This is a genomic window from Mycobacterium sp. SMC-8 (assembly GCF_025263565.1).
Taxonomy (GTDB): Bacteria; Actinomycetota; Actinomycetes; order Mycobacteriales; family Mycobacteriaceae; genus Mycobacterium.
Genome location: NZ_CP079865.1, coordinates 39,664 through 66,098 on the forward strand (window position 1 = coordinate 39,664; position 26,435 = coordinate 66,098).

Here is a 26,435-nt window from a genome sequence, read left to right on the forward strand (position 1 = left end):
AACATCGGCTCCATCCCCGGCCACTAGGAGAACTTCACGCAGCAGCAGCAGCAGCGCGTGCAGCATCACCGAGCGCCTTCGCCACCCCGGCGAGGTCGTCATCGAACAGCTTCGCGTAGCGGTCCAGCGTCATGGTGGCGCTCGCGTGGCCGAGCAGCCGTTGAACGGCCTTCACGTTGGCACCCGCACTGATAGCCAGCGATGCGGTGGTGTGGCGCAGCCCGTGTGGCACAAGCCCGTCGATACCGGCCTCAGTGCACGCTTTGTCGAACACCCAGCGGTACTCGCCGAGCGGCAGATAGCCGCCCTTGCGCGACGAGAACACCAGCGCGTCAGGGTCGTCGGGCAGCTCGGCTTGCAGCCGCTCCCAGACCGGCTCGGGCACCGGCACCTCCCGCACCTTGCCCGTCTTGGTGGAGGTCTCCACGATGCCCTTGCCGGTGACGTGGGTGGCCGACGAGCGGATCGTCAGCACCCGGTCCCCTACATGCTTGCGGCGCAGCGCCACCGCCTCGCCGAACCGCAGCCCGCAGTAGCCGAGCACCAACGTCAGAGTTTGGAACCGCCCACAGTGACCGGCGAGCCGGGCGAGCTCGGCGTGGGTGAGGTAGCGCCGCTCCGCCTCGGTCGGCTCGGGCAGATCGTTGGTCCGGCTGATCTCGGTGGCGACGTTCTTGACGACCTTGCCCGACTTCTGCGCGTACTTCAGCACCGCGCCGACGAGCTGGTGAGCCTGGGTGATCCGCGACGCCGACAGCGGCTTGCCGTCCTGCGACCCGTTCACCGACAGCCCACTCAGCCACGCCACATAGGCGGGATAGGTGATTTCCGACAGCGCCACGTCTTTCCACTTGGGCAACACGATGGTGTCCAGCAGGCTCCGGTACCCGGCGAGCGTCTTGGGCTTGCGGTGTCCCTTGGTGTCGATCCACTGCTCAGCGACCGCACCGAACGTCTCGCGGGCTGCGCTCGGATTGATCCACGTTCGCGTGTGAATCTTCGACTTGGCGTCGGCCACCCACGCCTCGGCGTCGACCTCGGTGCGGAACCGTTGGGTACGCATCTTGCCGTCGTCGCCGACGTACCAGCCGCGCCAGCGCGACCCCACTCCCTGCGGCCTGCCCTTGCCCTCGGCCCACCCCTTGGTGGCGAGCTTCGATGGGCTGCCGTCGCGGTTCTTCCACAGGTCCACGACGCCGCCCGTGCCGGGTGTCCGTGCATCACTCATGGCGTGAGTTTACAGCCTGTTTACGGCCAGACGCGGCGTTTACGCTCTGCACGCCTTCTAGCTGCTCTTTCTCGGTGCCCCCAGTGAGACTCGAACTCACACTTGGCGGATTTTAAGTCCGCCAACACCTGTTCGCTGATGTTTCCCAATGGCCTATTCCTGTTGCGCAGCATGGAAATTCGTGCGCTGGCGTTTCTCAATGTTCGTGGGTGACCTGCGCGAGTTGTGACACTGTCGTGACACCGAGCCCGGGGGTTAGTCGACCTTGGTCGCGTGCCAGGCGTCGATGGTCTGCGCCTTCCACCCCTTGACGCGGCCGATCATGGCGTCCGGGTTCGGCATGCGGCGTGGCGTGTCCTGTGCGTATGCCTTCACCGTGTTGAGGGCGAGGCCGGTGCGTTCAGCCACCTGGCGCACTCCGAGGTACACAATCACGTCGTCGATTTTATTCGGAAGGGTATGCCTTGAAGTGTATTGGCGCGTACCCTCTTCTGTGCGTACCTTTTAGAGCACACCCGACAGAGCACAGCCAAGGGGGGCTTACGGTGACCTGTCCATCTCACCCGCTGCCACGCGGGCCACCAACAAAGCCCAGGACAGTGCGTTCACTGCCTCCTGGGCTTTTCTGCTTTTGCTCTGATGGGCTTCGCGCCCTGAAAAGAGTGAAGGCGGCTCCCTTGCCCGGGGAACCGCCTTCGTGATTTCCGCCCTGCCAGGGGCTTCAATCTCAAGCTACGAGGAGAGTACTCCCATGCGCGAAAACAGCGCAACCGTTCCGTCCAATCCCGAACCCGACCCACTGTCGGTCACCTGCCCGATCTGCGATGCCGAGCCGGGCCGCCAGTGCCGTCGGTACGCGTTCCCGAAGACGCGGCCGGTCTTCAAGTACGAAATCCACCTCAAGCAGCCGCATTGGCTCCGAGGCGAGGTCGCCCGCGAGGAGGCCGCGTGATGAGCACACGCACCGCTTCAGACGTGCCGATGCCGGAGCGCACCCATTGTTTGGACGGCTGGCAGGAGAATGTCGACGGGATGCCGGAGTACCGCGTCATTTCCGGGGCCGACCGCCACATCCGCTCCATTTCGGGCATCGTCGGCACAAGCGCTGTCCAGTACGTCGACGGGACCATCGACCGGAGCCCGGAGGACAGCCCCCGGGTCTGGGCGGACTTCGGAGCCGCCAACATGACGTCAGCTCAAGCTCGCGAGTTCGCAGCGGCCATTGTTGCTGCCGCTGACGAGATTGATGGGTGGTGAACCGAATGATCGGTGCTCCATCTTCAACCTGGACGTTCGACCAGGTCGTGAGTATGTGGGATGACGTGCGACGTTGCGACCAAGTGACGAAGACCGGCAAGTGCAAGAGGCCGGCACACTGGCTTGTGGTCATGCACAGCTGCTGGCGGGGAACGATGTGCAGCCACCATCTCAATGCGTGGACAGCAAGGAATCGAGCCCCCTTCGAACGGAGCGGTATGGGTGAATGCAGCCAATGCAAGCAGCCCTTCACGTCGCTTAGCCATGTTTTCAAGGCGGTGCGGATATGAGCAAGGTGATCACCGACCTGGACCGTGAACTCTCGAAGAGGTTCGTCCTGTATCCCCCGAGGACTTGGTCGCCTCAACTGATGCGGGGCATGATCCACCTGCTCGACGCTTACGGGGTGCTCCGCGAAGCGGAACTCGGCCCCGAAGACACCCAGCCGCTGTTGCGAGCCGTCAAATGAGCGCTAAGACTGACGGCCTCATCGCCCATGCCGTCGAGGAGGCGGTCGAGGAAGTCAACGAGATTCTCAACCAGATCGAAGGGGACGACCTCACAGACCTCGAATGGCTTGCACTCTTGGCAGTGCTACGCCCTGCGTGGGAACGAAGGCTTGCACGTGAGCAGAGCCCTCCGGTGTCGCTGGAATTAGTGCGAAGCAGACGGCGGAAACGGGGATAGCGTTAACGTGTCCCCCAGTTGTGCCCCGGCCGTCCCACGTGGCGCCGGGGCACACTGCTGCAGCAGAAGACGCCGACTGCGTGGGCATGGGGGCCACGCCCACCTAGCGCACTTGCGCGTTCTCCCAGTCGATAACCGTATCGATGTGGTACCGGACGTGCTTCCCGAACTTCGCGAAGCGAGGACCGTACCCCGTTACCGCCCAGGCTTCGAGGGTTGATTTCTTCATGCGGAGTCGGTCAGCGACCTCCTCACGCGTCATCCATGGGCTTAAGAAGATCGGCGCATTGTCGTTCTCTGGCATGGCCCTCGATTCTCGGCGTTACGGTCTGGTTCATGGCGCAAATCGACCAACCCACAAGGATGCTCTACGACCGACGGTCCGCCGCCGAGACGCTCTCCACCTCCGAACGCCGCATCGACGAACTACGGCGAGCCGGCAAGCTCCCCTCCGTTCGAGATGGAAGGCAGTACAAATACCGGCACGACGACCTCCAGCGCTATGTGGACTCGCTCGCTACGTTCGAGACGGGGACAGGTCGATGATTCCCGCCATGTTCTCGTTGTCCGAGGCTGCCCAGATGCTTGGCGTTTCCGAAGGACTTTCTCCGCGTGAAGCTTCGCGACCGTACTTTCGCGGGCGTAAAGATTGCGGGTCGGTGGCGAATGACCGAAGAACAGATTTGCGCAGCCATCCAGTCCTCGAGCACAGTAGCCCGCCCACCAGAGCCAATCCCGCCGTCGGGCCTATCGCGTCGGTCACGGCCATATCGGGCGACCCAGAGAAGGCCCGGCGGACATTGAGCCTGCGAGATAGCTCACGCACGAGCCCTCGGCGCAGGTTGATGGCGAGGTTGTGTGAAGCTACTTTGCCAGCCCTGGGCGTGGTGCTGCATCCGAACAAGCGGATTTACTCCCCGTACTGGCCTTCCGCATCACCAGGCAGTGTCCGGTTGAGTGTGCTCTATCGTCGCCGTAGCGGAGTTCGGCCCTATTCCGCTGAAAGCTAAGAACTGGGCTACACAGACCTGGCTTCTGTACCTACACTGGGGGTATTAAGTTATGACTTCAGCGCGAAGGGTGCTGGAGACTGGATCGGTATTGACGCTGTACGCAGTGGTTGATGGAGGTGGCGACTGTGAAGCAGAAGTGTGGCTTGGGGGCCTGGGCACTGCGCCGCAAACCCAGTTCCAAGCGAGATTTCAGCGGCTAACAACTACCGGACGCTTGGGCGGGCCCGAGCAGATGCATCCGCTGGGATGTAAAGGCGACCCAGTGGTCCACGAAATCAAAGTGCACCATGGACCTGGGTACCGGTTGTACGTGGTTCGTGACGGAAGCGACTGGATAGCTACACACGGTCGGAAGAAGCCAAAAGATAAGAACGTTTGTACGGAGGCGACTAGAGCTCGCGCAGCCTTCGCCGACTACGTGAAGAGGACAAAATGAGCTGGTTTCGGAGCACCCCCGAGTCTGAAGCGCTTCTCGCCGAAGAGCGTTTGGTTTTGGCTGCAACCGAAGCTGTCCATGACGCGATGGCTGAGAAGGGCGTCAACGGGCAGCAGTTAGCGGCGCTATTGAACGTGAAGCCAAGCGAAGTGAGTCAGCGGCTCAGCGGCAAGCGGAACCTGACATTACGCACTTTGGCTCAGATGCTGCACGTCCTAGGCAAGGAGGCGGACCTCACACTCAAGCGCCGTGACGACGATCAGAAACATTCCGGCTCGTGGGAGGGGTGTGCCCACGCCTTTGATCAGTTGGTGATAGCGCCCGATGCTCGGTGGGCGGGATCGAGCAAGATCATTGCTTTCCATTTGAATGAATCGTTCTTGCCGCCCGCGAAGGGCTTCGACAATGGATCAGTCGTCCCTCAGCCGGCAGGCGACAAGTACGAAACTGTTGGTTTTCTCCGCAGAATGGTCCGCGACGAGAATGACACCACCGGCAACCTCGAAGATTCTGTCACCTGCTAATGGCCCGTAAACTTGACTCTGCGAAAGACGTAGCCGACCTCGCGGAACTGAAGGACGTCGTACATTGGGAGGTCGCTGCCAAGCGTGTCGCGGCGGACGATCAGAGTAATGATCAACAGAATCTCGAAGCACTGATACGCGAAGAGTCAGACGAAATCGGCGTTCGGTGCAGATCGACGGTGTCCGGCAAGGGGGGACTGTACATCGCTGATGTCGAAGCAGTGTTCGGCTTCCCTGAGGAGATCGAGCTAACCGACGACGCACTTCAAGAATTTGTCGAACGTGTGGGACTCATGGTTGTGTACCCGTTTCTTCGAGCAGCAATTTTCGACGGGGCAAGTCGACTTGCTCTCAAGCGACCGCTGTTGCGGTTGATGAAGCCTGGTCAGCGGCTTGAACGGCTAAGCGAACCGACAGAAACTGCCATCGCCGACGCCTAGCCACCTGCTGCTTCGCCGGGATTCAGGATTATGCCCCGGCGTTGTCGTCGGCTTGCATTTGGGCCCAGGCGACGTAGCCCTCAGCCCACTCCCGAAGTTTTTCCTCACCGAGGGTCAGCCGGCCGATGCCCATGAGGGCGCCGCCTGTGGCGTTGAACAGTTCGAACATGCTGCCTTCGGCTTCGACTTCAGCGAGGACGGCCTCGTATCTTTCGCGGTCCTGGTCGAGAGAGGCTAGGACGATGCGTCCTAAGCGGGCGCGGTCGATGGGTCGTGGTTGTTCGTACATCAGGGCCTTCCTGAGTGTTGGCGGGCGCGACGGCGTTCTTCCCACTTAAGTCGGCGCACAGCATCGTCCATGTCCTGTGCATACACGTTGTACGTCGCACCCGAGCCAGAATTCCCATTGGGATTAGAGGCCATCCACATCTCGGCCTGTCGCCGCATGTTCCGCCACTGCTTGGCTGTGACAGCCTGATTTGGCCCCGGGTGGGCGGCTGAAAGTGGCCCCACCTGTGTGGTCGCGGGTGTGCTGTTGTGACGGTCTGAGTTAGCCCCACCTTGACGACACTCCGCGTCGGTTAGGACGACGTGAATTGGCCCCACCTGACAGTGATCACAGGCGGTTCCGGATGGCCCGGATCGCTGGTGAAGGGTTGGTGGCTGGAAAGGTGAGGACACGGGTGGAGCAGTTCGCAGCGATCCGCCGGGATCGTCGGGTTGAGGGTTTGTCGATCCGGGCGCTGGCAGATAAGTACCGGGTGCATCGACGCACGGTGCGCCAAGCGTTGGATTCGGCGGTGCCGCCGCCGCGCAAGACCGGGCCGCGAGCGGCGCCGCGGTTGGAGCCGTTCAAGGCGGCCATCGATGAGATGCTGCGTTCGGATCTGGATGCCCCGACAAAGCAACGCCATACCGCGCGACGGGTGTTGGCGCGGCTGGTCGATGAGCATGACGCTGCCGGGTTGTCGTATTCGACGGTGCGCGACCACATCCGCAAACGTCGCCCGCAGATCGCTGCGGAGGCGGGCCGGGCGCTGGAGGCGGGATTTGTGCCGCAGACCTACCGCCCGGGCGCTGAAGCCGAGGTCGACTTCCACGATCTGTGGGTGGTGCTGGCCGGGGTGAAAACCAAGACCGCACTGTTTACGATGCGGTTGTCGTTCTCGGGTCGAGCAGCGCATCGGGCGTTCGCCACCCAGGGCCAGGAAGCGTTCCTGGAGGGCCACGTTCATGGGTTCAACCGCCTGGGCGGGGTGCCGGTTGACAAGATCCGTTACGACAATCTCAATAGTGCGGTCAAGCAGGTGTTGTTCGGACGGTCCCGTCAGGAGAATGAACGCTGGATCGCGTTCCGCTCGCACTACGGCTTTGAAGCGTGGTATTGCCAGCCCGGTCACGACGGCAGCCACGAAAAGGGCGGCGTCGAAGGCGAAGGTGGCCGGTTCCGCCGCAATCACTGCGTGCCGATGCCGGTGGTGGACTCCTCGACGAGCTCAACGCGTTGTTGGCCGCTGCTGACGACGCCGACGATCGTCGTCGGATCGCCGACCGCGCCAACAGTGTTGGCCAGGACTGGGAAACCGAGCGGCAGTTCCTGCAGCCTGTTGCTGATCAGCCGTTTGAGACGGCGTTGACGCTGACTCCGCGGGTGGATCGGTACGCCCAGATCATGGTGCGCTGCAATCAGTATTCGGTGCCGGCCCGGTTCATCGGGCATCGGGTGCGGGTGAAACTGTCGGCGTCGCATGTCACCGTGTATGACCGCACCACGGTGGTGGCACGTCATCCCCGGGCAGTCGGCAAAGGCACCAAGGTGCTGGACTTGGACCACTATCTGGAGATCCTGGCCCGCAAACCCGGCGCGTTGCCGGGGGCCACCGCACTGGCTCAAGCGCGGGCGGCCAAACTGTTCACCGCCGAACACGACGCGTGGTGGACTGCAGCCCGGCGGGTTCATGGGGATGCTGGCGGAACGCGTGTGCTGGTTGAAGTCCTGTTGCTGCACCGTCACCTCGACCGCGCTGATGTGCTGGCCGGTATCAGCGCTGCGCTGTCGGTGGGCTCGGTCAATGCCGATGTGGTGGCGCTGGAAGCCCGCCGGGCCGCCGAACAGCGCGCCGGCCTCGGTTCAGCACCCGGCTGTGACGGCACCCAGGTGCTCCGGCTGGCTGGGCACCGCCTGATCGCCGACGAGCGGCCGTTGCCGTCGGTGGCCCACTATGACACTCTGCTGGGTCAGCAGAGCTCATGACCAACACGACACGTCACACCGTCACCGATCAGGCCGCGGTCGCGGCCATCGAACAAGGTGCCCGGATGTTGCGGCTGCCCACCATCCGTGACCGCTTCGCCGAGATCGCCGCCGCGGCCGAACGTGAACAGCAGTCCTATCTGGGGTTCTTATCGGAGCTGATGATCGCCGAATGCGAGGACCGGGATCGCCGCCGGGCGCAGCGCCGCATTCATGACGCCGGGTTCCCTCGGCCAAAGCGGCTCGACGAGTTCAGCTTTGAGGCCAACCCCGCGATCAACCCCGCAGTCATCGGCACCCTGGCCACCTGCGCCTGGGTCAAAGCCGGGGAACCCTTGTGCTTGATCGGCGACTCCGGGACCGGCAAAACTCACCTGCTGATCGGATTGGGAACCACCGCCGCCGAAGCCGGCTACCGCGTCCGCTACACCCTGGCCAGCAAGCTGGTCAATGAACTCGTCGAGGCCGCCGACGAGGCCCACCTGAGTAAGTTGATCACCCGCTACGGTCGGGTGGATCTGCTGCTCATCGATGAGCTGGGCTATCTGCAATTGGACCGCCGCGGTGCGGAGTTGCTGTTCCAGGTGCTCACCGAGCGCGAGGAACGCGCCTCGGTGGCGATCGCGTCCAACGAGCCGTTCTCCGCGTGGACCAAGACCTTCACCGACCCGCGACTGTGTGCGGCCATCGTCGACCGGTTGACCTTCGCCGGGCAGATCATCGAAACCGGCACCACCTCCTACCGACTCGCCCATGCCCGCACCCGCCGCACCAGCACCGCGCAGTAACTCACACGCCGCTGATGCTGCCTGCAGCCGATACAGTGACCAGGTCATGTTGGTCGCCGATCTGCAGCACTTCCTCGACGTGGGCCCCGAGACCCCCGGGCCGGCCCGTGCGCTCGCCGAGCACCTGGGCAGCATCGTTTCCGCAGCATCGGCCGGCGACGCTCACACCCGGTGGGAAACCGCGCTGCCGTGTCGGCGCCGACCCGCCAACCGCCGCTGCCCGGGCCGCATCACGGTCGTCCGCGGCGATGCTGAGCAACCCATCGGCTGGCAATGCAGCCACTGTGGCGACGACGGCACCATCAGCAACTGGGCAGCATCAATCTACGATCTGCGTCGCCAGCAACTGACCGCAGCCCAACCGCTGCGCGACATTCCCATCGACGCTGACACCGCAGCGATCCTGCGCACCCTGCCCTTCCTCGACAGCGACTGTCAGAGAGCGGTTTTCGCGGTGTTCGCCCACGGTGGCGAGCTTCACCTCACGATGACCGGCGACGAACTCGATGATCTGATCGATGCGGTGGCTGCCGAGTCCAATCATGAACCCAACCGCCGCCGTCAACGCCAACTCGACACCGCTTACGACACCTTGACCGCCGCCACCAACTCGCCCCGGTGGTGACCCGATGGCCCTACCCGAACTCGATGTCGCACGCGTGCAACAGTGGTGCGCGGCCAGAGTGCCCGAACATGCGCGTCACCAAGTCCGCGTCGAATGCGACGTCGCTGCCCGGCACCTGACCATCGTCGAACGACGAGCGCCGTGGCGCGCAGACTACGGTCCGGACTGGACCAGTTTCCCGATCGCACGACTGCGCTACACCGCCACCACCAACACCTGGACCCTGTACTGGCGAGACCGACACCTCAAATTTCACCGCTACGACATGATCGACCCCACACCGCACATCCACGATGTGCTCACCGAAATCGACCACAACCCCTCAGGCATCTTCTGGGGCTAAACGCCAACCCCCAACGCACCGTGCGTTTCGTCAAGTGATTTGGCCCCACCGTCGTCATGAATTTTGGCCCCAGCTTGGGTCAGTCGGCGCGTTTGGCTCGGGTGGCGGTTTTGCTGGTGCGTAGTCGGTAGGACTTGGTGCCGGTTTCGAGGATGTGGGCGTTGAAGGTGACGCGGTCGACGATGGCAGCAACGAGGCGGGGGTCGGGGAAGACGGTGCCCCACTCGCTGAACGGCAGGTTGGTGGCAATCGCCACGGACGCGCGTTCTTCGCGTTCGGTGATGATCTGGAACAGCAGTTCTGCTCCGCGAGGGTCGATTTGGACGTATCCGAGTTCATCGAGACAGAGCAGATCCAGGCGTCCGTAGCGGGCAACGACCCGGGACAGGATGCGCTCGTCGGCGGCTTCGACGAGTTCGTTGACCAGTTGCGCGGTGGTGACGTATCGGACTCGACGGCCCTGCTCGCAGGCCGCCAGCCCCAGCCCGATGAGCAGATGCGATTTGCCGGTTCCGGAGTCCCCGAGCAGCACAACCGGCTCGCCGGCATCCATGTAATGCCCGGCGGCCAGCTGCCCCAGCAGCGCCGGGGTGATGCCGGGTACGGCGTCAATGTTGAACTCCGCCAACCGTTTCAGCCGCGGGAACTTGGCGTCGTTGATGCGCCGGGCGCGGCGCCGTTCAGTGCGGTCGTCGACTTCGGCGGCCAGCACCTCGGCGAGGTAGCGCAGATGGGTGTGGCGTTCCCGGTCGGCGATCTCGGCCAGGCGGGCGGCTTCGGTGCGCACCGTGGGCAGGTGCAGTTCGCGTGCCGCGGCGCCGATGGAGGCTTGCGCGGCGGCATCAGCGGTCGCCGGCTTGGTGGTGGCGGTGGTGGTCATGAGTCACTTCCGGTCAGCAGGTCGTCGTAGTCGGTCAGCGAGGGTGCGGGCCGGTCGTAGCGGGCCAGGGCACCGATCGCAGCGATCGGCGCCTGCGGGGTGGTGTCGCGGCGGGCTTCGATGATCACCGCCTCGGGATCCAGGCATCCGGAGGTGACCGCGCGGTCCATCGCGGTGATCAGCGCGGCCGTCGGCAGGCTGCGGTGCGCCAGCAGCACGGTGATCAGAGCGCGGGTGCCCTTGGCGTCGCCGCGGGCGGTGCGGGCGGCATCCCAGTACCGCTGATGGCTGGTGGTGAACACGCCGCGGGCCTTGGCCTGGGCCAGGGCGGTCGCCCCGGGCAGCGCCCCAGGTTTGGTGGCCAGGACCTCCAGGTAGTGGTCCAGGGCGAGGACTTCGACGTAGCGTCCGGCGGCACGTTCGTGGCGGGCCACCAACCGGGGACCGTCATAGATCTCGACGCTGCGGGCGGCCAGACGCACCGGTAGACGCCGCCCGGCGTAGCGGGCCGGCACGGAGTAGAAGCATTGCCGCACAGACACTCTGGCCCGATTATCAACCCGCGCGTGCAGCAGCCTCGCGCAGTCGAACCCCTCAGCCGGCAGCCCCATCAACGCAGCGGCCTCGGCGGCGAACGCCGCCCCGACAGTGATCGGGCGCCCGGTAATCACCCGGTCGTCGTCGAGGACGTCGGCAGCGGCGATCACCTCGTTGAGCTCGGCCAGGGAGGCGACCGTGGGGACCGGGACGAGGTGGCGTCGCCGGAACCGGCCGATCTCACCTTCCACACCGCCCTTCTCATGCGCTCCCTCGACGCCTGGGCGGCAGAAGAACGAGTCGAACCCGTAGTGACTGCGCAGCGCGGTGAACCGTTCAGACTCGGTACGGTCGCGACCTTTGAGGACCCGGATCACCGCCGGTTTGAGGTTGTCATACCGGATCCGGGCCGGCACCCCACCGAAGTACTCGAACGCCAGGACGTGGCCCTCCAGGAACGCCTCCTGGGCCTGGGTGGCGAACGCGACGTGAAATGCTTTGCCCGAGTGGGACAGTCGCATCACGAACATCCAGCACTTCACCACCAGACCGGCGATCGTGGCGTAGAACTCACCGAAATCGACCTCCGCCTCGGCACCGGCCTCATGGGCCTGCGGGACCGACACCTCCTGCTGGTCCAGGCCCAACTCGACCCGCCGACGCGCGACATACCGCGACACCGTCACCTCCGCACACGTAGCCCCATGCTCGGCGACCAGACGCTGCCAGATCCGCCGAGCGGTGTGGCGTTGCTTGCGCGGAGCCTGCTTGTCGGCGATCAGCCAGGCGTCGATCACCGACACCCACTCATCGATCGCCGGCCGGGGCCGCGCCGGATAGGCCTTGCGCGGCGGGGGCACCGCATCAGCGAGTGCCTGGCGCACCGTCCGCCGATGGGTGCCATGGCGATCTGCTAACTCACGGATCGACAAGCCCTCGCGCCGCCGGTCCTTCCTGATCTTCTCGAACAGCTCCACGCGTGACCGCATCCTGACCGACCTCCCTGACGACCGCCAGGGACGACGGTGCGACAGGAAAGATCTGAACGAGGGTGGGGCCAAAATTCGTGACGACACACCGCCCCACCCGGCCGGAAACGCTCACCCACCCACCGGGGCCAAAATTGGTGACGAACACCGACCAAAGTGGGGCCAAGTCAGGTGACCACACTCAGCACCGCGAAGTGGGGCCGAAACTGGCCGTCACAGTGGGGCCACTACAAGTTGACATTGCCAACTGCTGCTGGGTGAAGACATACTCGGGTGTTTTCGAGAGGTTCATGGCGATCGAGTTCGGCTGTAAGACACCGCCGTTGTCGAAGACACCGCTGTGTGGGAGCCAGGTGGATGGGTCCATCGGATTGAACTGCGGGGTTGCCTGCTGCGGCTGCGTTGTGGCCGGAACTTTCGCGGGAGTCTGACCATAGGACGGCTGCTGCCTCACAGCTCCCAGCGCCGCCTGCGCGCCCTGCGATCCAGTGCCCATGTTCGCCATCGCCGGGTTCCCGGGCTGCGCCCACGACTGGATAGCGGTCTTCGCCGCCCCCATAGTTCCCGGCGCTTTCTTCTCCTGCCCGGGGATGCCTTGCGGCATGAACGCCATCGGATTCGCAGAACCCAACCAGCGGGGAGCACCGAACGGGAACACCTGCTCCACAAGGGCTTCACCCCAAATCCCGCCCAGGTCATACAGGTAGGACACGCCGCGCTTCCCAGCCTCAGCGGCCATCTGAATACCCGCAGACGCTGCAGGGCCGGCAGCGGCACCAGCGCCGAACGAACCCGCCGCGGCAGCCGCGGACACGGCCATCGACCCCAACTGGGCTCCGCTGTCGATCAGGTTGTGGAAGAACGACTCCCCCAGATCAAGGAAGTTCGACAACCCGCCCTGCCCAACCGGGTCCGTGTTACCCGCAGCGGCGGGAATGTAGCCCTCGGTGCGCTGGAGGCCGGGCAGTGCTTTCGGGCCGGGCAGGGCGCCACCAGCGGAGCCGTGCTGCAGCGAGTTCGGGTCGATCCCCTGCGATTTCAGGTACTCGATGTCCTGGGGGTTGAGCACGAACTCCGGCTTGCCGGAGGTGTTCATCCCCAGCGTGCCGGGAGGCCACGGTCCGCCCGTGTCATACTTCGGGACCTTGCCCAGCAACTCCTCCAGTGGGCCAACGGGCGGGGCACTCCGCGGAGGAGCAGGAGGCGGTGTGGCAGGCGGACCGTACTGCGGCTTCTGGTTCGCACCCGCACCACCGACAAGCGGCCCCCGAGCGGGCGTCGGGGGCGGTGTTGCCGCACCGGAAGCGCCAACTGCTCCGCTGGGATATCCACCACCTGTGGTGGCAACGTGGATGTGGTCGTAGTGGTCGCCGCCCTGATCGGTCTGCCACAAGCTCGCGCTCAGATCAACACCCATCGCGGGTCCGTTAGCTTGCAGCCACGCCCAGATCTGATCCCCGTACCTCTTACCTTCCGGGTTCCGGCCGCCCCGGGTACTACCACCGGGGATCATCACATCCAGGGCGAGGCCGTTGGGATGCCACTTCAGCGGGTCCTTCCGGTAGCCGCCAATGGAGGGCACATTCGGGAATCTGGACTCGATAGCCCGCTTCACCGCGATGGTGTTGACCTGCAAGCCGTTCTCGGGACCCTTACTTGCGGCAGTGGTGCCGGTGAGGAAGTCGGCACCGAGTGCGTCCAACCCGGGTGTCCCTGTAGCAGCGTTCGTTCCGATCGGCGAGGTATCGCCGCGCTCATTGCCGAAGATGTGGTCGGCGATTCTTCCGGGAGCGGTGAATCCGCGTTCGATCGCCCACCACCAAGGGCGGTCCTCTCCCTCGATTGCGTTCGCGATCTCGTTGCCGGCCAGGGTCGGCAGGCCGATTGATGTGAGCAGGGCGAGTTTCCCGAGGATTCCCGAGCCGCCCTTGCCGCCCTTGCCTCCAGGGTTACCGAGCTTGCCGCCGAGGCCGTCCAAAGCCCCGCCCAGGGTGGCGATAGCGCCTGATCCACCCCGGCATGTCGGGAGGTTCTCTTATCTGAGTGCCTCCTCGGTATGAGGGTGCCGTTGGCGATGGTAATAGAGGGCTTCGGCCCGGTCCGGAGTCAGGTCCTGGCAGTAGCCATTCGGTCGCTGCCGGTTGTAGAAAGCCACCCATTCGGCGGTTGCCAGCGAGAGGTCGGCGGCACCGGGATACGGCGGCTGGTGGTCGATGAGTTCGGTCTTGTAGCTGCTGTTCACCGATTCGGCCAAGGCGTTGTCGAAGCTATCGCCCACCGATCCGACTGAGGGCAGGATCCCTTCAGCGGCCAAGTGTTCAGTGAACGCTACCGCCGTATATTGAGAGCCCGCATCGCTGTGATGGATCAGATCATCCAAAAATGTTGCACCAGAACGCTTCCTGGTATCTATGGCGTGGTTGATCGCATCGGTCACCAGCTTCTGGGTCATCTCGGTGGCCACCTTCCAGCCTACGATCTTGCGGGCGTAGACGTCGGTCACGAACGCTGTGTAGGCCCAGCCGGCACGGGTCCGGCAGTACGTGAAATCGGCCACCCACAAACGGTCCGGCGCGCCGGCGACGAAATGCCGCGCGACCCGATCCGGAGCTCGCGTTGCTGCCGGATCAGCAATGGTGGTGCGCACCCGGCGGCGCTTGCACGCACCCCGCCAACCCATCTCCCGCATGACCCGCTCCACAACACACCGTGAGACATCGAGTCCGTTGGTACGCAACACAATCCACGTCTTACGGGCACCCAGAACCGCGAACAGCTTGTTGGATCGGCGCAGCCGCCAGATGGCGTCGATCACCTGCGCATCAGTCCAGTCCGCCTTCGAGGGGCCACGGCGGGCGCGGTGGGCGTAATACGTCGACGGGGCGATCACGACGCCGAACTCCGAGAGCACGGCGCACATCGACTCGACACCCCACTTGAGACCATCAGCGCCCACACGCATGTGCTGGTGGGCGCTGATGAACTCCACGACTACTGAGACGGCCGGTCGAGCTCGGCAGCGAAGAAAACCGACGCCGCCTTCAAAATCGCGTTGGCCCGCTTGAGTTCGGCGTTCTCCCGGCGCAGCTTGCGCAGGACCTCGGATTCCTCGCTGGTCTGCCCAGCCCGATCTCCGGCGTCGATCTCGGCCTGGCGGACCCATTTGCGCACCGTCTCGGCGGTACCGACGCCCAGCAGATCAGCAACCCGGCCCATCGCCTCCCACTCCGAGACCGTGTCGCTGCGCAGATCGGCCACCATCTGCACCGCTCGCGCCTTCAGCTCGTCTGGATACCGCTTCGATGACTTCGTTCCCACGTGCCCATCCTTCCCAACAGAAGAACTCTCCGGACACGCCGGGGCGGATCAGTCCATGGCTGCGACGGTTTCGAGGGATTCGTCTTTCATTGGTTTTCCGTTCTGCGCGTGGGTGGGTGGTTGATGCAGTAGTCGGCGATGTTGACGGCTTCTCTGAGTTGTTCGAGGGATTCGCGGGCCAGCGAGTAGGGGCCGAGTTCCAAGACGATCCCGGTGACCGGGTTGTGCGTGACACGGACCGGTAGCGCGAAACAGGATTCGGTCTCGTCAAGGAACGGGTGGATGTGTCCCGCGTCGTGAAGAACGGTGCGGTCACCTACTCGGTCTCGCGGCGCGTCGAGGATGGGCAGTTCGGGTTCGGTGGTCATGATCCGTGTCCGTTCTCCAGGTTGTTCAGCTGGGAACTGATGGCGGATTGTCGGGCAATGAAGCTGCATTCCGCGCAGAGTCCCGTGGTGTTCTCTGGCTTCAGATCAGCTCCGCATCCACAGAGCTTGAAAGAGTGATGAAAGCGAGGAATGTGAGGAATTGACTGGTGAGGGTCGGTTTCTGTTTCTTCACCTGGGGTCGTTTCTTCACCCAGTGCCGACGCGTGAGGAAACAGACTTACTACCTGACCAGCGTTTTCTTCGGTTTCTTCGCTTTCTTCAGTGATTATCGAGTGGTAGACCCCGCGGGTGCCCTTCTCGATCCGCCCCTCTTTCGCCAGGCGCGCGAGATACTGCCCCGCCGCCTTGTTCTCGATCCCGAGCTTCTCGGCCACCTCGTGTGGGGTGATCTTGCCGGTGAGGTCGACCAGGGACAGCACCTCGAGAGTTCGCTCTCCGAGACTCGCTGACTCCCGCCGACTCTGGGCGGTTCGAGCGGCAGACGAGAGGTCCGATCCGTCCAGACGCCAATCCACTCCCCCTTCGGCTTTGAGGGCGAGCTCACGCTCTTCGACATCACGCCCCGTAATGCTGAGGATGGCTTCGTCGGAGTGACGCTTCCGGTTGAGAACGAGCACTGCATCGACTGACCCTGCGATTCCCTGTGTGCCGCTGACACTGTCAACGAAGTCAGGTGACTCCGCCTTTCGGCTGTGGTGGACGAGCAGCATCGAAGCGCCGGGGCTGCTGTCGATGACCGCTTTGAGTTGCGAGCCAATCGCATAGTCAACGGAATAGGCGTCTGCCCCTGCTGGTCGCGGAGGGCGAACTTTCCCCAGCGTGTCCAAAATGATCAGCGGCTTCTGTCCTTGGTGCCGCTCCAGGAACGCGGTCATCATCGGGACTACTTCCAGCGCTTTAGCGGAGGTGACCAGAGAGATGGCCGGGATCGGGTTGCTTTCACCTAGAAGGCGCCGGAACCGACTTTGGAGTCGCCTGTACCCGTCCTCCAGTGCCAGATACAGCACAGGGCGACGGCCTACGCGGATTCTGCCCAATGCGACACCGCCGGATTGGCATGCGAGGCCGAGTCCTGCGACGAGCCATGACTTCCCGGCCTTTGGTGGGGCAACCAAGAGGATGAGCCCTTCTGGCACTATGCCTTCTACAGACCATTCCAGCGGCGGAAAATCTTGGCGATCCAGCCAGTGCCCGTCAACCATTCTTGACAGCGGATCGAAGTCATCGGTCACGCGGCCACCTCCCACCGCGATGAGATCTCCTGGACCAGTGCACGGTCTCTGCCCTTGCGGCGCCACAGTGCTCTCATCTCAGGAAGCCGAGGTGCGGGAGTGAGGCCAGCGCTAAGCAGCAGGATGCATGTATCCCGGTAGGCGTCTACTTGCAGCGCTGTTGGCTCAACATCTACTTCGTCGTGGTGCTTACAGGTCCACGGGTCGCGGCATCCACACACCAGTTTCCGCATTGCCGAAGCGGCGGCGCGGCGTCGGCGGAGGGCCGTGTTACACGAGCTGTCGATCATGCCGCGGCCCCCCGTTCGCAACGGAGGTAAGCGGCGCAGCGCCACCCACAGCCACGCGACATTGAACGCTCTGCGCTAAGAGGACGCTGGCAGCGAGTGCATCTGGCGGTAGACTGTGCAGCATCCGCTGTGGTGGTGGTGATGTTGCCAGGAGAAGGCCGGTTGCCCGCCGGCCTTTTTCGTGTGAGAGGCATCAGGCTGCGCTGCCTCCGACCGCAGCTGTCTCACTGAGCCGGTCTACGTAGGACTGCAGGCTCTCTGCAGTGATGAACGACCTTCGGCCAATGTGGACTTGCTTCAGTTCCTCGGCCTGGACTAACCGCCAAAGGGTGGTTCGGCCTACGTCACCGAGCGCTTTCTGCGCTTCGGGGATGGGAACTAGTAACCGGGCCATCCGGCACCTCGCGTTTCTTTTCAGTTGCCAACGTCCTCCGGTGTTCCGGGAACTATTGACAGAATGCAGCTTATGAGGTCTCATTACTACCCGGGTGGGGTCTCATGTTGTAGGCACTGAAAGGTGAGACGTTTGAGTCAATGGAAAGTCCCACTGGAGGACGGTGGCGTTGTTGAGTTCGACACGTCAGCTCCGACGCGCGATATCGGTAATGGCAGGGGCGTCCCCGACCGGTTCTCCTACGTACACCCCGGGGGGCCTGAGCAGCCCTCCTATCGGTTTGATTTCGGAGTTCGTAACAAGATTCCGGTATGCCTCGGCGTCCATATTGAAGCCAAAGAGGAAATCTCTGTCCGTACAAGGGATTTGGCGTTGGCGCATATAGACAAGGTCATAGTGAGTGCAGTCGGAGCGGTAGCGCACGAAGCAATCCCATCCCGCAAGCCAGGCCACCGCGGTTGGAGGTTTGCGCCCGGGGATAGGGATTTCAACGCAGCCAACCTTGAGGCCGCGCGGGCGGTGGTGAAGGGTAAGCCGAGGACCCGTAGACGGCCGGAAGATGTCGACCTCCAGCAGGTCGCGGACACTTGGCGAAATGCTGAGCCAGGCACGAGAACGCAAGCGCTGATGACGGTGTTTTTTTGCTCGAAAGCAACGGCGATGCGCCTTAAGAAGCGCGCGATGGAGAAAGGCTTCCTTGATGAGTAACGGCGCGCGGCAACAATTGCCGCCACAGATCAAGAAGATGTCGGTGCGTGACCGCACGAGCGGCAAAGCTGTTGTGCGCTATCAAGTCACGGTTGATGCAGGGGTGGACCCTGAGACGGGTAAGCGCCGTCAGATTCGTCGTAGGTTCACATCTGAAAAGGATGCCCGGACCGAGCTGGCGAAGGTGCAGGGCGGCGTGACTTCAGGTGAGTATGTGCACCCGAGCAAGCTCACCGTTGATCAGGCGTGTGAAGCATGGTTGTTGTCGAAGCATGCCCTCAAGCCGTCCACGCTGCGCGGGCATCGGGTATCACTGCAGCCGTTGCGCGACGAACTAGGCACGGTTCCGGTGCAGAAGTTGTCAAAGGCCGACCTCGACGGCTTAGTGGGCCGACTTCGCAAAGGTGATGTCAGAGGTCGCCGCGCGTGGTCGGCTCGCTCGTGCAATTACATGCTGTATCTCTGCTCCGCGGTGCTCGCTGACCAGGTTTCGCAAGGAAACGTGGTGCGCAACGTCGCCAGTCTCGTCGACCGTGTGGCTGGGGACGCTCAGCAATACCGCACCCTCACCGAAGCCGAAGTGTTTCAGATTCTGGACCACGATTGCCGAGACCGGCACCTCTGGACGCTCGCGCTTTACGGGCTCAGAAGAGGTGAAATAGCCGGCCTCAAGTGGTCAAGCGTCAATCTCACCGATAAGCCGAAAGGATCGGGCAAGAGCGCACTCCCCGCGTATCACGTGCGAGTTGAAGAGAATCGCGTTGTCGTCGGCAGAACGATTGAATCGGGGACGCCGAAGTCAGTTCAGAGTCGGCGCTCATTGCCGATGCCGCCGGAGGTTGTCGACGTGCTCAAGGCTGCGCGCAAGCGTCAGTCGGAGGAACGGCTGCGGTTCGGGGAAGGGTACTCGGTGAACGAGTACGTGTCCGTTGACGAGACGGGGAAGCCGTATCACCCGAACCTGCTGACGTTCCGGTGGGGCAAGATGCTCGATGAGCTGAAAATCGACCGCGTCAGACTCCACGACGCTCGCCATTCTTGCGCCACCCTCATGCACCTGCGGGGCGTGCCCATCGCAGTTATCGCCGCGTGGCTTGGGCACGCCTCCGCCGCCTTCACCCTGTCGGTGTACGCACACAGCCAGGATGAAGCGTTGCAGGCGGCTGGAGCGAGTTTCAGCCGGGTTGTGACAACTCGTGACACCGAAGCCGGTCCATAGGGCCTCCAAAAAACGGCGCAACGCCCTTACCAGCATGTTTCCGGTGCCCCCAGTCGGACTCGAACCGACACTTGGCGGATTTTAAGTCCGCTGCCTCTGCCAATTGGGCTATGGGGGCGTTGCAGTTCAGAGCCTAATTTAGGCCCTTTCCGCCTCGTCACGATGCTCTGAATACCGCAGTAATACCGCAGTGCTGTCGATAGCCTTCCCCAGGGCGTCCGCCACACCGCTCAAATCGTCATTGAGAAGATGGCCGTAGCGGTCGAGCGTCATCGCGGCGGTCGCGTGCCCAAGCAGTCTCTGCACGACCTTGACGTTAGCGCCTGCACTGATCGCCAGTGACGCCGTGGTGTGTCTCAGCCCGTGCGGTACCAGCCCGTCGATGCCGATATCAGCACACGCGTTGTCGAACGCCCAGCGGTATTCGCCAAGTGGAAGGAACCCGCCCTTTCGGCTGGGAAAGACCAGCGCGTTGGGGTCGGCGGGCAGCTCGGCCTTTAGCTTTTTCCAAACCGGTTCGGGCACAGGCACGTGACGATCCCGCTTCGTCTTAGTCGTTGACTCCACGATGCCCTTACCGGTGACGGCTGTTGCGGACGAGCGCACCGTCAGCATCCGATCCCCCACATGCCGGCGGCGCAACGCAACGGCTTCGCCGAACCTCAGTCCGCAGTACCCGAGAACGAGCGTCAGCGTCTCGAACCGATCAGCAGCCTTCGCCAGCATTAGCAGCTCGGCATGGGTCAGATAGCGCCGCTCACGCTCGCCTTGCTCGGGAAGATCTTCGTCCCGCTTGATCTCGAACGCGACGTTCTTCGCCACCTTGCCAGTCCGTTGGGCGTACTTCAGGACAGCGCCTACCAGCTGATGAGCTTGGGTGATCCGACTTGCCGACAGGCCGGTTCCGCGTTGCCCGCCGTCGACTGACAGCGCCCCTAGCCACGTTGAATATGATTCGTAATTAATTCTTTTCAGCTGAACACTTTCCCACTTCGGCAGCACCACAGTGTCGAGCAACGAGCGATATCCGGCAACGGTTTTCGGCTTGCGGTGCTGTTTGGTGGCGAACCACTGCTCGGCCACCGATCCGAAAGTCTCCGCACTCTTCCGCGGATCGACATACTCGCCGCGCTGCACATCGGCGGTCAGCCCATTTAGGTAGGCCTGCGCATCCGGCTTACGCTGGAAACTCTTGGTGCGCTCGGCTCCACTGGCGTCAACCCACCTGACACGCCATCGCGACACCTTGCCATATACCGCAGACCGCTCAGTGCGCATCGCGCCGTCCGGCGCCTTGACTCGTTTGTGCCAGCGGTCGTCAATTCCCGCTCGCTCGTTTCGAGTCGTCATACGCTGAAAGTACCGCAGTACTCCGCTCCCCTCATCCGCTTCGTTGTCCGGAGGCCGGACCATGAGCCCGCCGAAGACGTCACGACCCCCGAGTCATTGAAAGGCTTTTCTTCAAGCGAATGTGGCTGTGGTCGTGGACAGACCGTCAAGTCACCAGTCACTGTTGGCTCAGGCGAACCGACCATAGCTGAGGAGTAATTTGATGGATTTGCTAGGAGCGAAGGAAGTTTCGGACATCACTGGAGTTCCGATGGGGACGCTGAGGTACTGGCGGCATTCGAATATTGGCCCGGCGAGTTTCACCTTGGGACGCCGAGTCGTTTATCGGAGGGCCGAGGTATTGCGCTGGATATCGGAGCGAGAGAGCGCAACCCGCCGCGGAGGCGGCGACGCCGCTTAGTGCCTGCGCACGAAAAAGACCTCGGGGACTAGCCGAGGCCTTCGTTCGAACCACCCGATCACGCCACACGGAAGTTCCTCATGAGAATAGCGCAGCATGCCCATAAGCGACAGCACCACGGGCAGGAAACCCTTTGAACGGCAGGGGGGAGGGGGACAAGAAGTCAGTCGCGGCACGCTTAGTCGATATGGCCCGGGAACGCTATGTTCTCGGAGTCTCAAAGGACGGCGAACCTTTTGGCGCCGAACGCAGTCGACCCCACCTCGCGATACTCCTGCGTGGTGGGAGGGCTGGCCTACGGGCAGATCTCGCCGCTCGCTACTTCACCGAGACCGGTGCGGTCGCCGGGGGCCAAGCACTTACCGACGCCACACTGATTTTGGAAGGTCTGGCGGCCACGCAGGCACCCGACAAGTTGAACCTACGCGTTGCCGACCACCACGGGACGATCTACATCGACACCGGAGATCCAAACGGTCAAGTAATCAAAGTCTGCGACGGAAGGTGGTCGATGGCTCCCACTGCGCCGGTGCGGTTCCTCCGAAATACGAAGCTGACGGGGGCGATGCCGGCACCAAGCTCCCGCGGGGATGTGACGAAGCTCTGGGAGTTCGTCAATGTCGCCGTTGAGGACCGCCCAGTTCTTCTCGCGTTCCTAGTAGCTGCTTTGGTTCAGTGCGACGTCCCGCATCCGGTACTAGCCCTGTTTGGCGAGCAAGGTAGCGCTAAAACGACATCGACACGGAGCTTGGTCGAACTCATCGATCCTTCGCCCGCCCCCTTTCGTCAGGCGCCGCGGGACGCGGACTCATGGGCGGTTGCCGCGTCTGGATCGTGGGTCGTTGCTCTGGACAACCTGTCGGCCATCCCGCCGTGGCTGTCGGACTCTTTATGCCGCGCTGCGACAGGCGACGCCATGGTGAAACGGTCTCTATATACCGATGCCGATCTGGCTGTCATCAAGTTTCGTCGATGCGTGATTATCAACGGAATCGACGTCGGCGCCATCCGACCCGATCTGGCAGAGCGGCTAGCGATCGTCGAGCTGCGACGCATCGACCCCAGAATGCGACAGTCAGAGGCCGAGATGCGACAGCGGTGGGAAACAGCTCTACCAGGTATTTTTGGCGGACTACTTGACTTGGCTGCCTCCGTTCACCATCGGTTGGATACCATCAAAGTTGAGGACTCGCCCAGGATGGCGGACTTCTGTCGCACGCTGGCGGCCGTGGACGAGATCTTGTCGACTAATGGCGTACGCCGGTACATGTCGCGCGCCAATCAGTTGTCTGAGGACAGTTTGTCCGTCGACCCGTTTATCGAACAGCTTCGCTCGCGGACATTAGAACCTGCTGTTGGTCAATCCGGCAGTGATTTGCTGATGCTGCTCACACCGGTCAACGACGACTGGCAACGACCGAGGGACTGGCCGAAGAACGGTCGCGACGTTTCTGGGCTGCTGCGTAGGCACGCACCCGCTCTACGCAACCTCGGATGGGTGATCGAAGATGATGGCGCGCGCAACCGCAGGAACGTACTGCTGTGGACAATCTATCCGCCGTACAAAGATGTTGTGGCTCAGCGAGCCTCGCAACCCTCGCGTCTCTCGCTTACGCAGATCAGCGAGAACGCGAACTTCGACCGGAGTCAGCAGAAAGTTTTGAATGCCGACGCGAAGGCTGGCGAGGGTCGCACGGCGGCAGCGTCGTGACCGTGCGCTGTGGTGCAGGGAATCAGGTGCCCAGATAGTTGATCGCATACCGTTTCGTCCGGTCTGATGATGCGTCAATACCGGCGAAGCGTCGACGTGTGGCAGCTCGCCTCGGTGGGACGGCTTGGTCCTAGAGCTCATCCTGAATCGGCAGCAGCAGGGCGATGGCGTGACCATCCTCCGCCCGGATTTCGAATGAATCCCCTCGTTCGACGCTCAAGAGCACTTCGTCGAAGTTCTCTAGGAGGTCCTGCATTGCAATGATCTTCACGATTGGTCCAAGGGTATGAGGTCACCGGTTACATGCCCGAGAGCAGTGAAGCACCGTGAGGCCAAAGACTGCCGCAGGCGCCACTCTCGCATTCGGCCTTGTATCAACTGGCGGAGCAGGTCAGGGCGTGGGAGGGCACCAAACTTCCTGGACTGCTCTGCAATCCGCGACAGCTTGCGGGTCTACGACCTCGATGTCACGAAGCACGGAATCACAATCACCCAAGGAGCACCCATGGTCGGTCAGTGCCTTCATCCAACTCACCAGCACGGTCATTGAACGAGTTCCATCCTCGGAAGATCCGGTAGCCCACGCACGACCAAACGTGGCGGCCGCACTGTCGAGAAACGCTCTGTGCACCACCCGATATGCTTTGTCGAACTCCGATCGAGCCATCCAACCGTACGCAACTAGTTGCGGCACACCGATTTCGCGTTCGATGACGCTTGGGCTCGCAAGGCGAAGGGCAGCGCTCCACTGTTCACGAGCGGTAGCCGGGTATCCGTGTGGCGAAGTGGGCTGAAGCATCAGCAGGTACCGACCGCCTTCCGAGTAATCGGCCCGTCGCCAATCTGGGTCTCGCCCGGGCACCGCTATAGCCGGGGGCGCATGCAGGGTCGTGCGGTCCCAGGTCGGCGGCGGAGGCTGTAGCGAAGCAATTGCGCACACTCTTTTTAGTGCTGAGCTGAGCTGTCTCAGCCTGTTCGCGTAGTCCAGCAGGGGATAACTCTTTAGTGAGGTGTAGTTGCCGCACAGCTCAACCTCAGTTTGAACGTGGAACTCGCGCGTCCAGGCACATGCTTGATCGACGACGTTCGCCAGATACGTATGCTGCCGCGCGAGCTCGGCGCGCCAAGCTTCACCATCTACCTCCTGCGGCAGCGAATCCATTGTCAGGATGAACCGCCTGCAGCGTCGAAAATTGCAGTGATCCAGCCGGTTTCCCGACTGTCGAGGTAGGCATTTGCTGCGGCGTAGATCATGTCTTCCAGCGGCAGGTCCGCCTGCATTGCCCCGCAGTTGTCGTCAGCTATCCACCCCAGGACCACCTCAAGCGCCCGGCAAATAAGCCATTGCCCCCTGTACTCTGCACAGACGGTGTCAGTGCGTTCATCTTCCCAACCCGGCTGCACCATTCCGATGCTGAACCATTGCTGCTGAACCGCTTCGGCGAAACGGGCGCGGTCCGAAGCGTCTACTCTGCCGTCTGCTGCAGCCGGCCATACCGAGTCGAAGTTCGGCGGAATTCGGGGGCCACCGTCGGCGACGATCGCAAGGCGCGCGTCGGAAACGATTGCTTCCGTGACCAGTTTGGCGGCTCGCTGGGTAAGCCCTCTGGCACGAAGTTGCGCTACACGCTCGAAAAGGTCGGGGTACTCCCGCTCCAATCGGTGCGGAGTATTCGCGTTGGCGATAGCGTCCCGTTTTCCGATTGAGGCGGGCATGGACATACCGGAGCAGGTGGCCCATTCAGTGCCCCAGCGTTGCGCGGCAGTCATGAGCGCTGTTACGTCAGACCAGGTGGTCGCTGCAGCGGCTAGGGCGTGTCTGCTTAATGTGAACGATGTTGTGCCTGATGCTGTTTAAGTGTTACGGACTGATGTGATTTCTGATGACTTGTGGTCGGTGATTGAGCCGGTACTGCCTTCGGGTCGACGGCGCGGGCGGCCGTGGAACGATCATCGGGTGACGCTGGAAGGAATTATCTGGCGTTACCGGACTGGATCTCCGTGGCGCGATCTGCCCGCGCAGTTCGGCGCCTGGCAGTCGGTGGCTGAACGTCACCTGCGGTGGTCCACCGACGGCACCTACGCGCAGATCTTCGCAGCGATCTCCCGTGACATCGATGTCGATGACGCTGACGCTGAGCTGGTCGAACTGCTGCTGGCGGTGGATTCGACCAGCGTGCGTGTACATCAGCATGCCGCTGGTGCCCGCCCTGGTCGCCACACAGGGGGATCTGTCGAATTACAACAAACACCCCGATGAGCCCGATGACCATGCCATCGGCCGTTCACGCGGCGGGCTGACAACGAAGATCCACGCGCTGGCCGATCAACGCTGCAGCGCGGTCACCATGGCACTGTCGCCGGGGCAAGCCGGCGACAACCCGATGCTGTGGCCACTGCTGACTGCCCATCAGGGCCCAAAGTTTCGGCTACTCGCCGATAAGGCGTACTCCCATGACTCGACCCGAGCCCGACTGCGCCAGCTCAAAATCGCCCACACCATTCCCGAGCGCAGCGACCAGATCGCCCGCCGAAAGAGCCGGGGAAGCAAAGGCGGACGGCCACCGGCGTTCTCCGGGCAAATCTATAAGCACCGCAACACCGTCGAGCGATCCTTCAACCGCTTCAAGCACTGGCGAGGTATCGCCACCCGATACGACAAATACGCGCTGAGCTACCTCGGGGGCGTCACCCTAGCTGCGATCATCATCTATCACCGCGTCCGCAATTAACAGACACTACCTAAGCGCCAGCCAGCCGGCTCCGCGGCCTTGACTTCTGCGAAGGCGATCAGTGTCGCAGCCGGATCGAGATTTCCGATCCATCGGCTACGAAAGCCCTCTCCAATAGCTTGGTCAGACCAGAGCATCCGCACGCCCTTCGGGACCACAATCCCCGCGGGGACGTAACCCGCACCGTGATGTGTCAGCGCCACAACATGCCGATCGCCAGCCGCTGAATACATCAGGCCGACGGCCCACAGTGCGAAGGTTCGGCAGGATTCGGTGGCGTACAACAGTTCCCACGCCAACCGTTTAACCGTCTGTAGATCGCTCGACTCGTTGCGCCGCCGTTCCAAGTCCCGGGCCGCCGCGGCCGCTACCCGGGACGGCAGCGTCGCGGCGGGAGTTGTCAACGCTGCCGTCGCGACCGATGCGGCGGCAGGCGCCATTGAGGTGTGAGCGCCGCCAATCAATGGGACAGCACCGGCGGCCGGTGGAATTGCGGCCGGAACTGAAGGCGGCGGACCCAGCGGCCCCGGGGGCAGCAAGGGTGCTGAAACGGCTGGATAGGGATTAGTACTCGACACTACCTGCGGCCCGGCAATAGACGCTGGCACGGCACCCGTGGTCGCCCCTATTGACGGATGCCAGATTCCACTCGGAGATGCCGCCGGCTGCGCCGGTGTCGCAGTGGCTACGA

At 62.9% G+C, this 26,435-nt stretch carries 26 protein-coding genes, 1 tRNA gene and 2 pseudogenes; 15 read left to right on the forward strand and 14 right to left on the reverse strand.

Translation table 11 applies throughout. The annotated features are described in order from the left end of the window. Positions 1-34: 34 nt before the first annotated feature. On the reverse strand, positions 35-1,228 hold the full coding sequence (locus tag KXD97_RS00255) for a site-specific integrase (protein ID WP_260754964.1): 1,194 nt from the start codon (positions 1,226-1,228) through the stop codon (positions 35-37). Positions 1,229-1,483: 255 nt separating this feature from the next. Next, positions 1,484-1,663 carry an XRE family transcriptional regulator gene (locus KXD97_RS00260; protein ID WP_260754965.1) on the reverse strand — a complete coding sequence of 60 codons (180 nt, stop codon included), beginning with the start codon at positions 1,661-1,663 and terminating at the stop codon, positions 1,484-1,486. Positions 1,664-1,979: 316 nt separating this feature from the next. Between KXD97_RS00260 and KXD97_RS00265 the strand changes: the two genes are divergently transcribed. The 3 genes from KXD97_RS00265 to KXD97_RS00275 all read left to right on the forward strand — a co-directional run bounded on the left by KXD97_RS00265 (position 1,980) and on the right by KXD97_RS00275 (position 2,954). Next, positions 1,980-2,180, forward strand: coding sequence for a hypothetical protein (locus KXD97_RS00265; RefSeq protein ID WP_260754966.1), 201 nt, complete (start codon positions 1,980-1,982; stop codon positions 2,178-2,180). Then, entirely contained in the window at positions 2,180-2,485 is a 306-nt protein-coding gene (locus tag KXD97_RS00270) for a hypothetical protein (protein ID WP_260754967.1), read from the forward strand. Before KXD97_RS00265 ends, KXD97_RS00270 begins: the two co-directional genes overlap by 1 nt. A gap of 286 nt (positions 2,486-2,771) precedes the next feature. Then, positions 2,772-2,954: a hypothetical protein gene (locus KXD97_RS00275; protein WP_260754968.1), complete on the forward strand. Its 183-nt coding sequence runs from the start codon at positions 2,772-2,774 to the stop codon at positions 2,952-2,954. Between the two features lie 321 nt (positions 2,955-3,275). On the opposite strand, the gene KXD97_RS33050 is transcribed toward KXD97_RS00275, so the two are convergent. Further along, entirely contained in the window at positions 3,276-3,476 is a 201-nt protein-coding gene (locus KXD97_RS33050; protein WP_313901335.1) for an AlpA family transcriptional regulator, read from the reverse strand. A 32-nt stretch (positions 3,477-3,508) separates the two neighbouring features. Here KXD97_RS33050 and KXD97_RS00285 point away from each other — a divergent pair, with 32 nt between their 5' ends. The 3 genes from KXD97_RS00285 to KXD97_RS00295 all read left to right on the forward strand — a co-directional run bounded on the left by KXD97_RS00285 (position 3,509) and on the right by KXD97_RS00295 (position 5,585). After that, positions 3,509-3,718 (forward strand): helix-turn-helix domain-containing protein, encoded by a 210-nt coding sequence (locus tag KXD97_RS00285; RefSeq protein ID WP_260754969.1) that lies wholly within the window; start codon positions 3,509-3,511, stop codon positions 3,716-3,718. A gap of 899 nt (positions 3,719-4,617) precedes the next feature. After that, positions 4,618-5,145, forward strand: a complete 528-nt coding sequence (locus KXD97_RS00290) for a helix-turn-helix transcriptional regulator (RefSeq protein ID WP_260754970.1) — start codon at positions 4,618-4,620, stop codon at positions 5,143-5,145. Then, complete coding sequence (locus KXD97_RS00295; RefSeq protein ID WP_260754971.1) at positions 5,145-5,585, forward strand: hypothetical protein; 441 nt, start codon at positions 5,145-5,147, stop codon at positions 5,583-5,585. Before KXD97_RS00290 ends, KXD97_RS00295 begins: the two co-directional genes overlap by 1 nt. 28 nt (positions 5,586-5,613) lie before the next feature. Here KXD97_RS00295 and KXD97_RS00300 read toward each other — a convergent pair whose 3' ends face one another. Continuing rightward, a complete protein-coding gene (locus KXD97_RS00300; protein WP_260754972.1) occupies positions 5,614-5,874 on the reverse strand; it encodes a hypothetical protein in 261 nt (86 codons plus the stop codon). A gap of 382 nt (positions 5,875-6,256) precedes the next feature. Here KXD97_RS00300 and istA (KXD97_RS00305) point away from each other — a divergent pair. The 4 genes and pseudogenes from istA (KXD97_RS00305) to KXD97_RS00320 all read left to right on the forward strand — a co-directional run bounded on the left by istA (KXD97_RS00305) (position 6,257) and on the right by KXD97_RS00320 (position 9,595). Next, positions 6,257-7,839 (forward strand): annotated as a pseudogene (gene istA, locus KXD97_RS00305) (IS21 family transposase). Further along, positions 7,836-8,627 carry an IS21-like element helper ATPase IstB gene (gene istB / locus KXD97_RS00310; protein ID WP_073683276.1) on the forward strand — a complete coding sequence of 264 codons (792 nt, stop codon included), beginning with the start codon at positions 7,836-7,838 and terminating at the stop codon, positions 8,625-8,627. The pseudogene istA (KXD97_RS00305) and the gene istB (KXD97_RS00310) overlap by 4 nt, the downstream one beginning before the upstream one ends. Before the next feature lie 46 nt (positions 8,628-8,673). Beyond that, positions 8,674-9,252, forward strand: a complete 579-nt coding sequence (locus tag KXD97_RS00315; protein WP_260754973.1) for a hypothetical protein — start codon at positions 8,674-8,676, stop codon at positions 9,250-9,252. 4 nt (positions 9,253-9,256) lie between these two features. Further along, positions 9,257-9,595, forward strand: a complete 339-nt coding sequence (locus tag KXD97_RS00320; RefSeq protein ID WP_073683274.1) for a DUF3024 domain-containing protein — start codon at positions 9,257-9,259, stop codon at positions 9,593-9,595. A gap of 79 nt (positions 9,596-9,674) precedes the next feature. On the opposite strand, the gene istB (KXD97_RS00325) is transcribed toward KXD97_RS00320, so the two are convergent. The 6 genes from istB (KXD97_RS00325) to KXD97_RS00350 form a co-directional block, all read right to left on the reverse strand. Next, positions 9,675-10,475 (reverse strand): IS21-like element helper ATPase IstB, encoded by an 801-nt coding sequence (istB, locus tag KXD97_RS00325; protein WP_260751888.1) that lies wholly within the window; start codon positions 10,473-10,475, stop codon positions 9,675-9,677. Further along, positions 10,472-12,001, reverse strand: a complete 1,530-nt coding sequence (gene istA, locus KXD97_RS00330; protein ID WP_260751889.1) for an IS21 family transposase — start codon at positions 11,999-12,001, stop codon at positions 10,472-10,474. Before istA (KXD97_RS00330) ends, istB (KXD97_RS00325) begins: the two co-directional genes overlap by 4 nt. A gap of 181 nt (positions 12,002-12,182) precedes the next feature. Further along, a complete protein-coding gene (locus KXD97_RS00335; protein ID WP_260754974.1) occupies positions 12,183-13,979 on the reverse strand; it encodes a hypothetical protein in 1,797 nt (598 codons plus the stop codon). 57 nt (positions 13,980-14,036) lie between these two features. Continuing rightward, positions 14,037-15,262, reverse strand: a protein-coding gene (locus tag KXD97_RS00340) for an IS3 family transposase (RefSeq protein WP_260757937.1) whose coding sequence is annotated in 2 segments (ribosomal slippage) — positions 14,037-15,031 and positions 15,031-15,262 — 1,227 coding nt in all. Because the reading frame shifts where the segments join, the coding sequence is not laid out codon by codon here. A 143-nt stretch (positions 15,263-15,405) separates the two neighbouring features. Continuing rightward, positions 15,406-15,687 (reverse strand): hypothetical protein, encoded by a 282-nt coding sequence (locus tag KXD97_RS00345; RefSeq protein WP_260754975.1) that lies wholly within the window; start codon positions 15,685-15,687, stop codon positions 15,406-15,408. Further along, positions 15,684-16,940, reverse strand: coding sequence for an AAA family ATPase (locus KXD97_RS00350; RefSeq protein WP_260754976.1), 1,257 nt, complete (start codon positions 16,938-16,940; stop codon positions 15,684-15,686). The genes KXD97_RS00345 and KXD97_RS00350 overlap by 4 nt, the downstream gene beginning before the upstream one ends. Positions 16,941-17,756: 816 nt before the next feature. On the opposite strand from KXD97_RS00350, the gene KXD97_RS00355 reads away from it, so the two are divergent. Next, on the forward strand, positions 17,757-18,332 hold the full coding sequence (locus tag KXD97_RS00355; protein ID WP_260754977.1) for a hypothetical protein: 576 nt from the start codon (positions 17,757-17,759) through the stop codon (positions 18,330-18,332). After that, complete coding sequence (locus KXD97_RS00360; protein ID WP_260754978.1) at positions 18,325-19,551, forward strand: site-specific integrase; 1,227 nt, start codon at positions 18,325-18,327, stop codon at positions 19,549-19,551. Before KXD97_RS00355 ends, KXD97_RS00360 begins: the two co-directional genes overlap by 8 nt. A gap of 44 nt (positions 19,552-19,595) precedes the next feature. On the opposite strand, the gene KXD97_RS00365 is transcribed toward KXD97_RS00360, so the two are convergent. Together KXD97_RS00365 and KXD97_RS00370 are read right to left on the reverse strand one after the other, a co-directional pair. Continuing rightward, a tRNA-Leu gene (locus tag KXD97_RS00365) sits at positions 19,596-19,669 on the reverse strand. Between the two features lie 20 nt (positions 19,670-19,689). Beyond that, positions 19,690-20,901: a site-specific integrase gene (locus KXD97_RS00370; RefSeq protein WP_134055702.1), complete on the reverse strand. Its 1,212-nt coding sequence runs from the start codon at positions 20,899-20,901 to the stop codon at positions 19,690-19,692. Between the two features lie 202 nt (positions 20,902-21,103). Between KXD97_RS00370 and KXD97_RS00375 the strand changes: the two genes are divergently transcribed. Further along, entirely contained in the window at positions 21,104-21,301 is a 198-nt protein-coding gene (locus tag KXD97_RS00375) for an AlpA family transcriptional regulator (protein WP_011856752.1), read from the forward strand. A 187-nt stretch (positions 21,302-21,488) separates the two neighbouring features. After that, entirely contained in the window at positions 21,489-23,012 is a 1,524-nt protein-coding gene (locus tag KXD97_RS00380; RefSeq protein ID WP_232100372.1) for an ATP-binding protein, read from the forward strand. A 130-nt stretch (positions 23,013-23,142) separates the two neighbouring features. Here the strand turns inward: KXD97_RS00380 and KXD97_RS00385 are convergent, their stop codons facing one another. After that, the gene (locus KXD97_RS00385; protein ID WP_156448508.1) at positions 23,143-23,283 is read right to left on the reverse strand and encodes a hypothetical protein; all 141 of its coding nucleotides are present in this window, start codon (positions 23,281-23,283) and stop codon (positions 23,143-23,145) included. A gap of 893 nt (positions 23,284-24,176) precedes the next feature. Further along, positions 24,177-24,728: a hypothetical protein gene (locus tag KXD97_RS00390; protein WP_260754979.1), complete on the reverse strand. Its 552-nt coding sequence runs from the start codon at positions 24,726-24,728 to the stop codon at positions 24,177-24,179. A 142-nt stretch (positions 24,729-24,870) separates the two neighbouring features. Between KXD97_RS00390 and KXD97_RS00395 the strand changes: the two are divergent. Beyond that, a pseudogene (locus tag KXD97_RS00395) lies at positions 24,871-25,744 on the forward strand (IS5 family transposase). The last annotated feature ends 691 nt before the right edge of the window (positions 25,745-26,435 follow it).

Bases quoted from the DNA above. Each gene is read 5' to 3' on its own strand.
- KXD97_RS00255 (WP_260754964.1), bottom strand. From the start codon at position 1,228: ATGAGTGATGCACGGACACCCGGCACGGGCGGCGTCGTGGACCTGTGG.
- KXD97_RS00265 (WP_260754966.1), top strand. From the start codon at position 1,980: ATGCGCGAAAACAGCGCAACCGTTCCGTCCAATCCCGAACCCGACCCA.
- KXD97_RS00270 (WP_260754967.1), top strand. From the start codon at position 2,180: ATGAGCACACGCACCGCTTCAGACGTGCCGATGCCGGAGCGCACCCAT.
- KXD97_RS00275 (WP_260754968.1), top strand. From the start codon at position 2,772: ATGAGCAAGGTGATCACCGACCTGGACCGTGAACTCTCGAAGAGGTTC.
- KXD97_RS33050 (WP_313901335.1), bottom strand. From the start codon at position 3,476: ATGCCAGAGAACGACAATGCGCCGATCTTCTTAAGCCCATGGATGACG.
- KXD97_RS00285 (WP_260754969.1), top strand. From the start codon at position 3,509: ATGGCGCAAATCGACCAACCCACAAGGATGCTCTACGACCGACGGTCC.
- KXD97_RS00290 (WP_260754970.1), top strand. From the start codon at position 4,618: ATGAGCTGGTTTCGGAGCACCCCCGAGTCTGAAGCGCTTCTCGCCGAA.
- KXD97_RS00295 (WP_260754971.1), top strand. From the start codon at position 5,145: ATGGCCCGTAAACTTGACTCTGCGAAAGACGTAGCCGACCTCGCGGAA.
- KXD97_RS00300 (WP_260754972.1), bottom strand. From the start codon at position 5,874: ATGTACGAACAACCACGACCCATCGACCGCGCCCGCTTAGGACGCATC.
- istB (WP_073683276.1), top strand. From the start codon at position 7,836: ATGACCAACACGACACGTCACACCGTCACCGATCAGGCCGCGGTCGCG.
- KXD97_RS00315 (WP_260754973.1), top strand. From the start codon at position 8,674: ATGTTGGTCGCCGATCTGCAGCACTTCCTCGACGTGGGCCCCGAGACC.
- KXD97_RS00320 (WP_073683274.1), top strand. From the start codon at position 9,257: ATGGCCCTACCCGAACTCGATGTCGCACGCGTGCAACAGTGGTGCGCG.
- istB (WP_260751888.1), bottom strand. From the start codon at position 10,475: ATGACCACCACCGCCACCACCAAGCCGGCGACCGCTGATGCCGCCGCG.
- istA (WP_260751889.1), bottom strand. From the start codon at position 12,001: ATGCGGTCACGCGTGGAGCTGTTCGAGAAGATCAGGAAGGACCGGCGG.
- KXD97_RS00345 (WP_260754975.1), bottom strand. From the start codon at position 15,687: ATGACCACCGAACCCGAACTGCCCATCCTCGACGCGCCGCGAGACCGA.
- KXD97_RS00360 (WP_260754978.1), top strand. From the start codon at position 18,325: ATGAGTAACGGCGCGCGGCAACAATTGCCGCCACAGATCAAGAAGATG.
- KXD97_RS00370 (WP_134055702.1), bottom strand. From the start codon at position 20,901: ATGACGACTCGAAACGAGCGAGCGGGAATTGACGACCGCTGGCACAAA.
- KXD97_RS00375 (WP_011856752.1), top strand. From the start codon at position 21,104: ATGGATTTGCTAGGAGCGAAGGAAGTTTCGGACATCACTGGAGTTCCG.
- KXD97_RS00380 (WP_232100372.1), top strand. From the start codon at position 21,489: ATGGCCCGGGAACGCTATGTTCTCGGAGTCTCAAAGGACGGCGAACCT.
- KXD97_RS00390 (WP_260754979.1), bottom strand. From the start codon at position 24,728: ATGCCCGCCTCAATCGGAAAACGGGACGCTATCGCCAACGCGAATACT.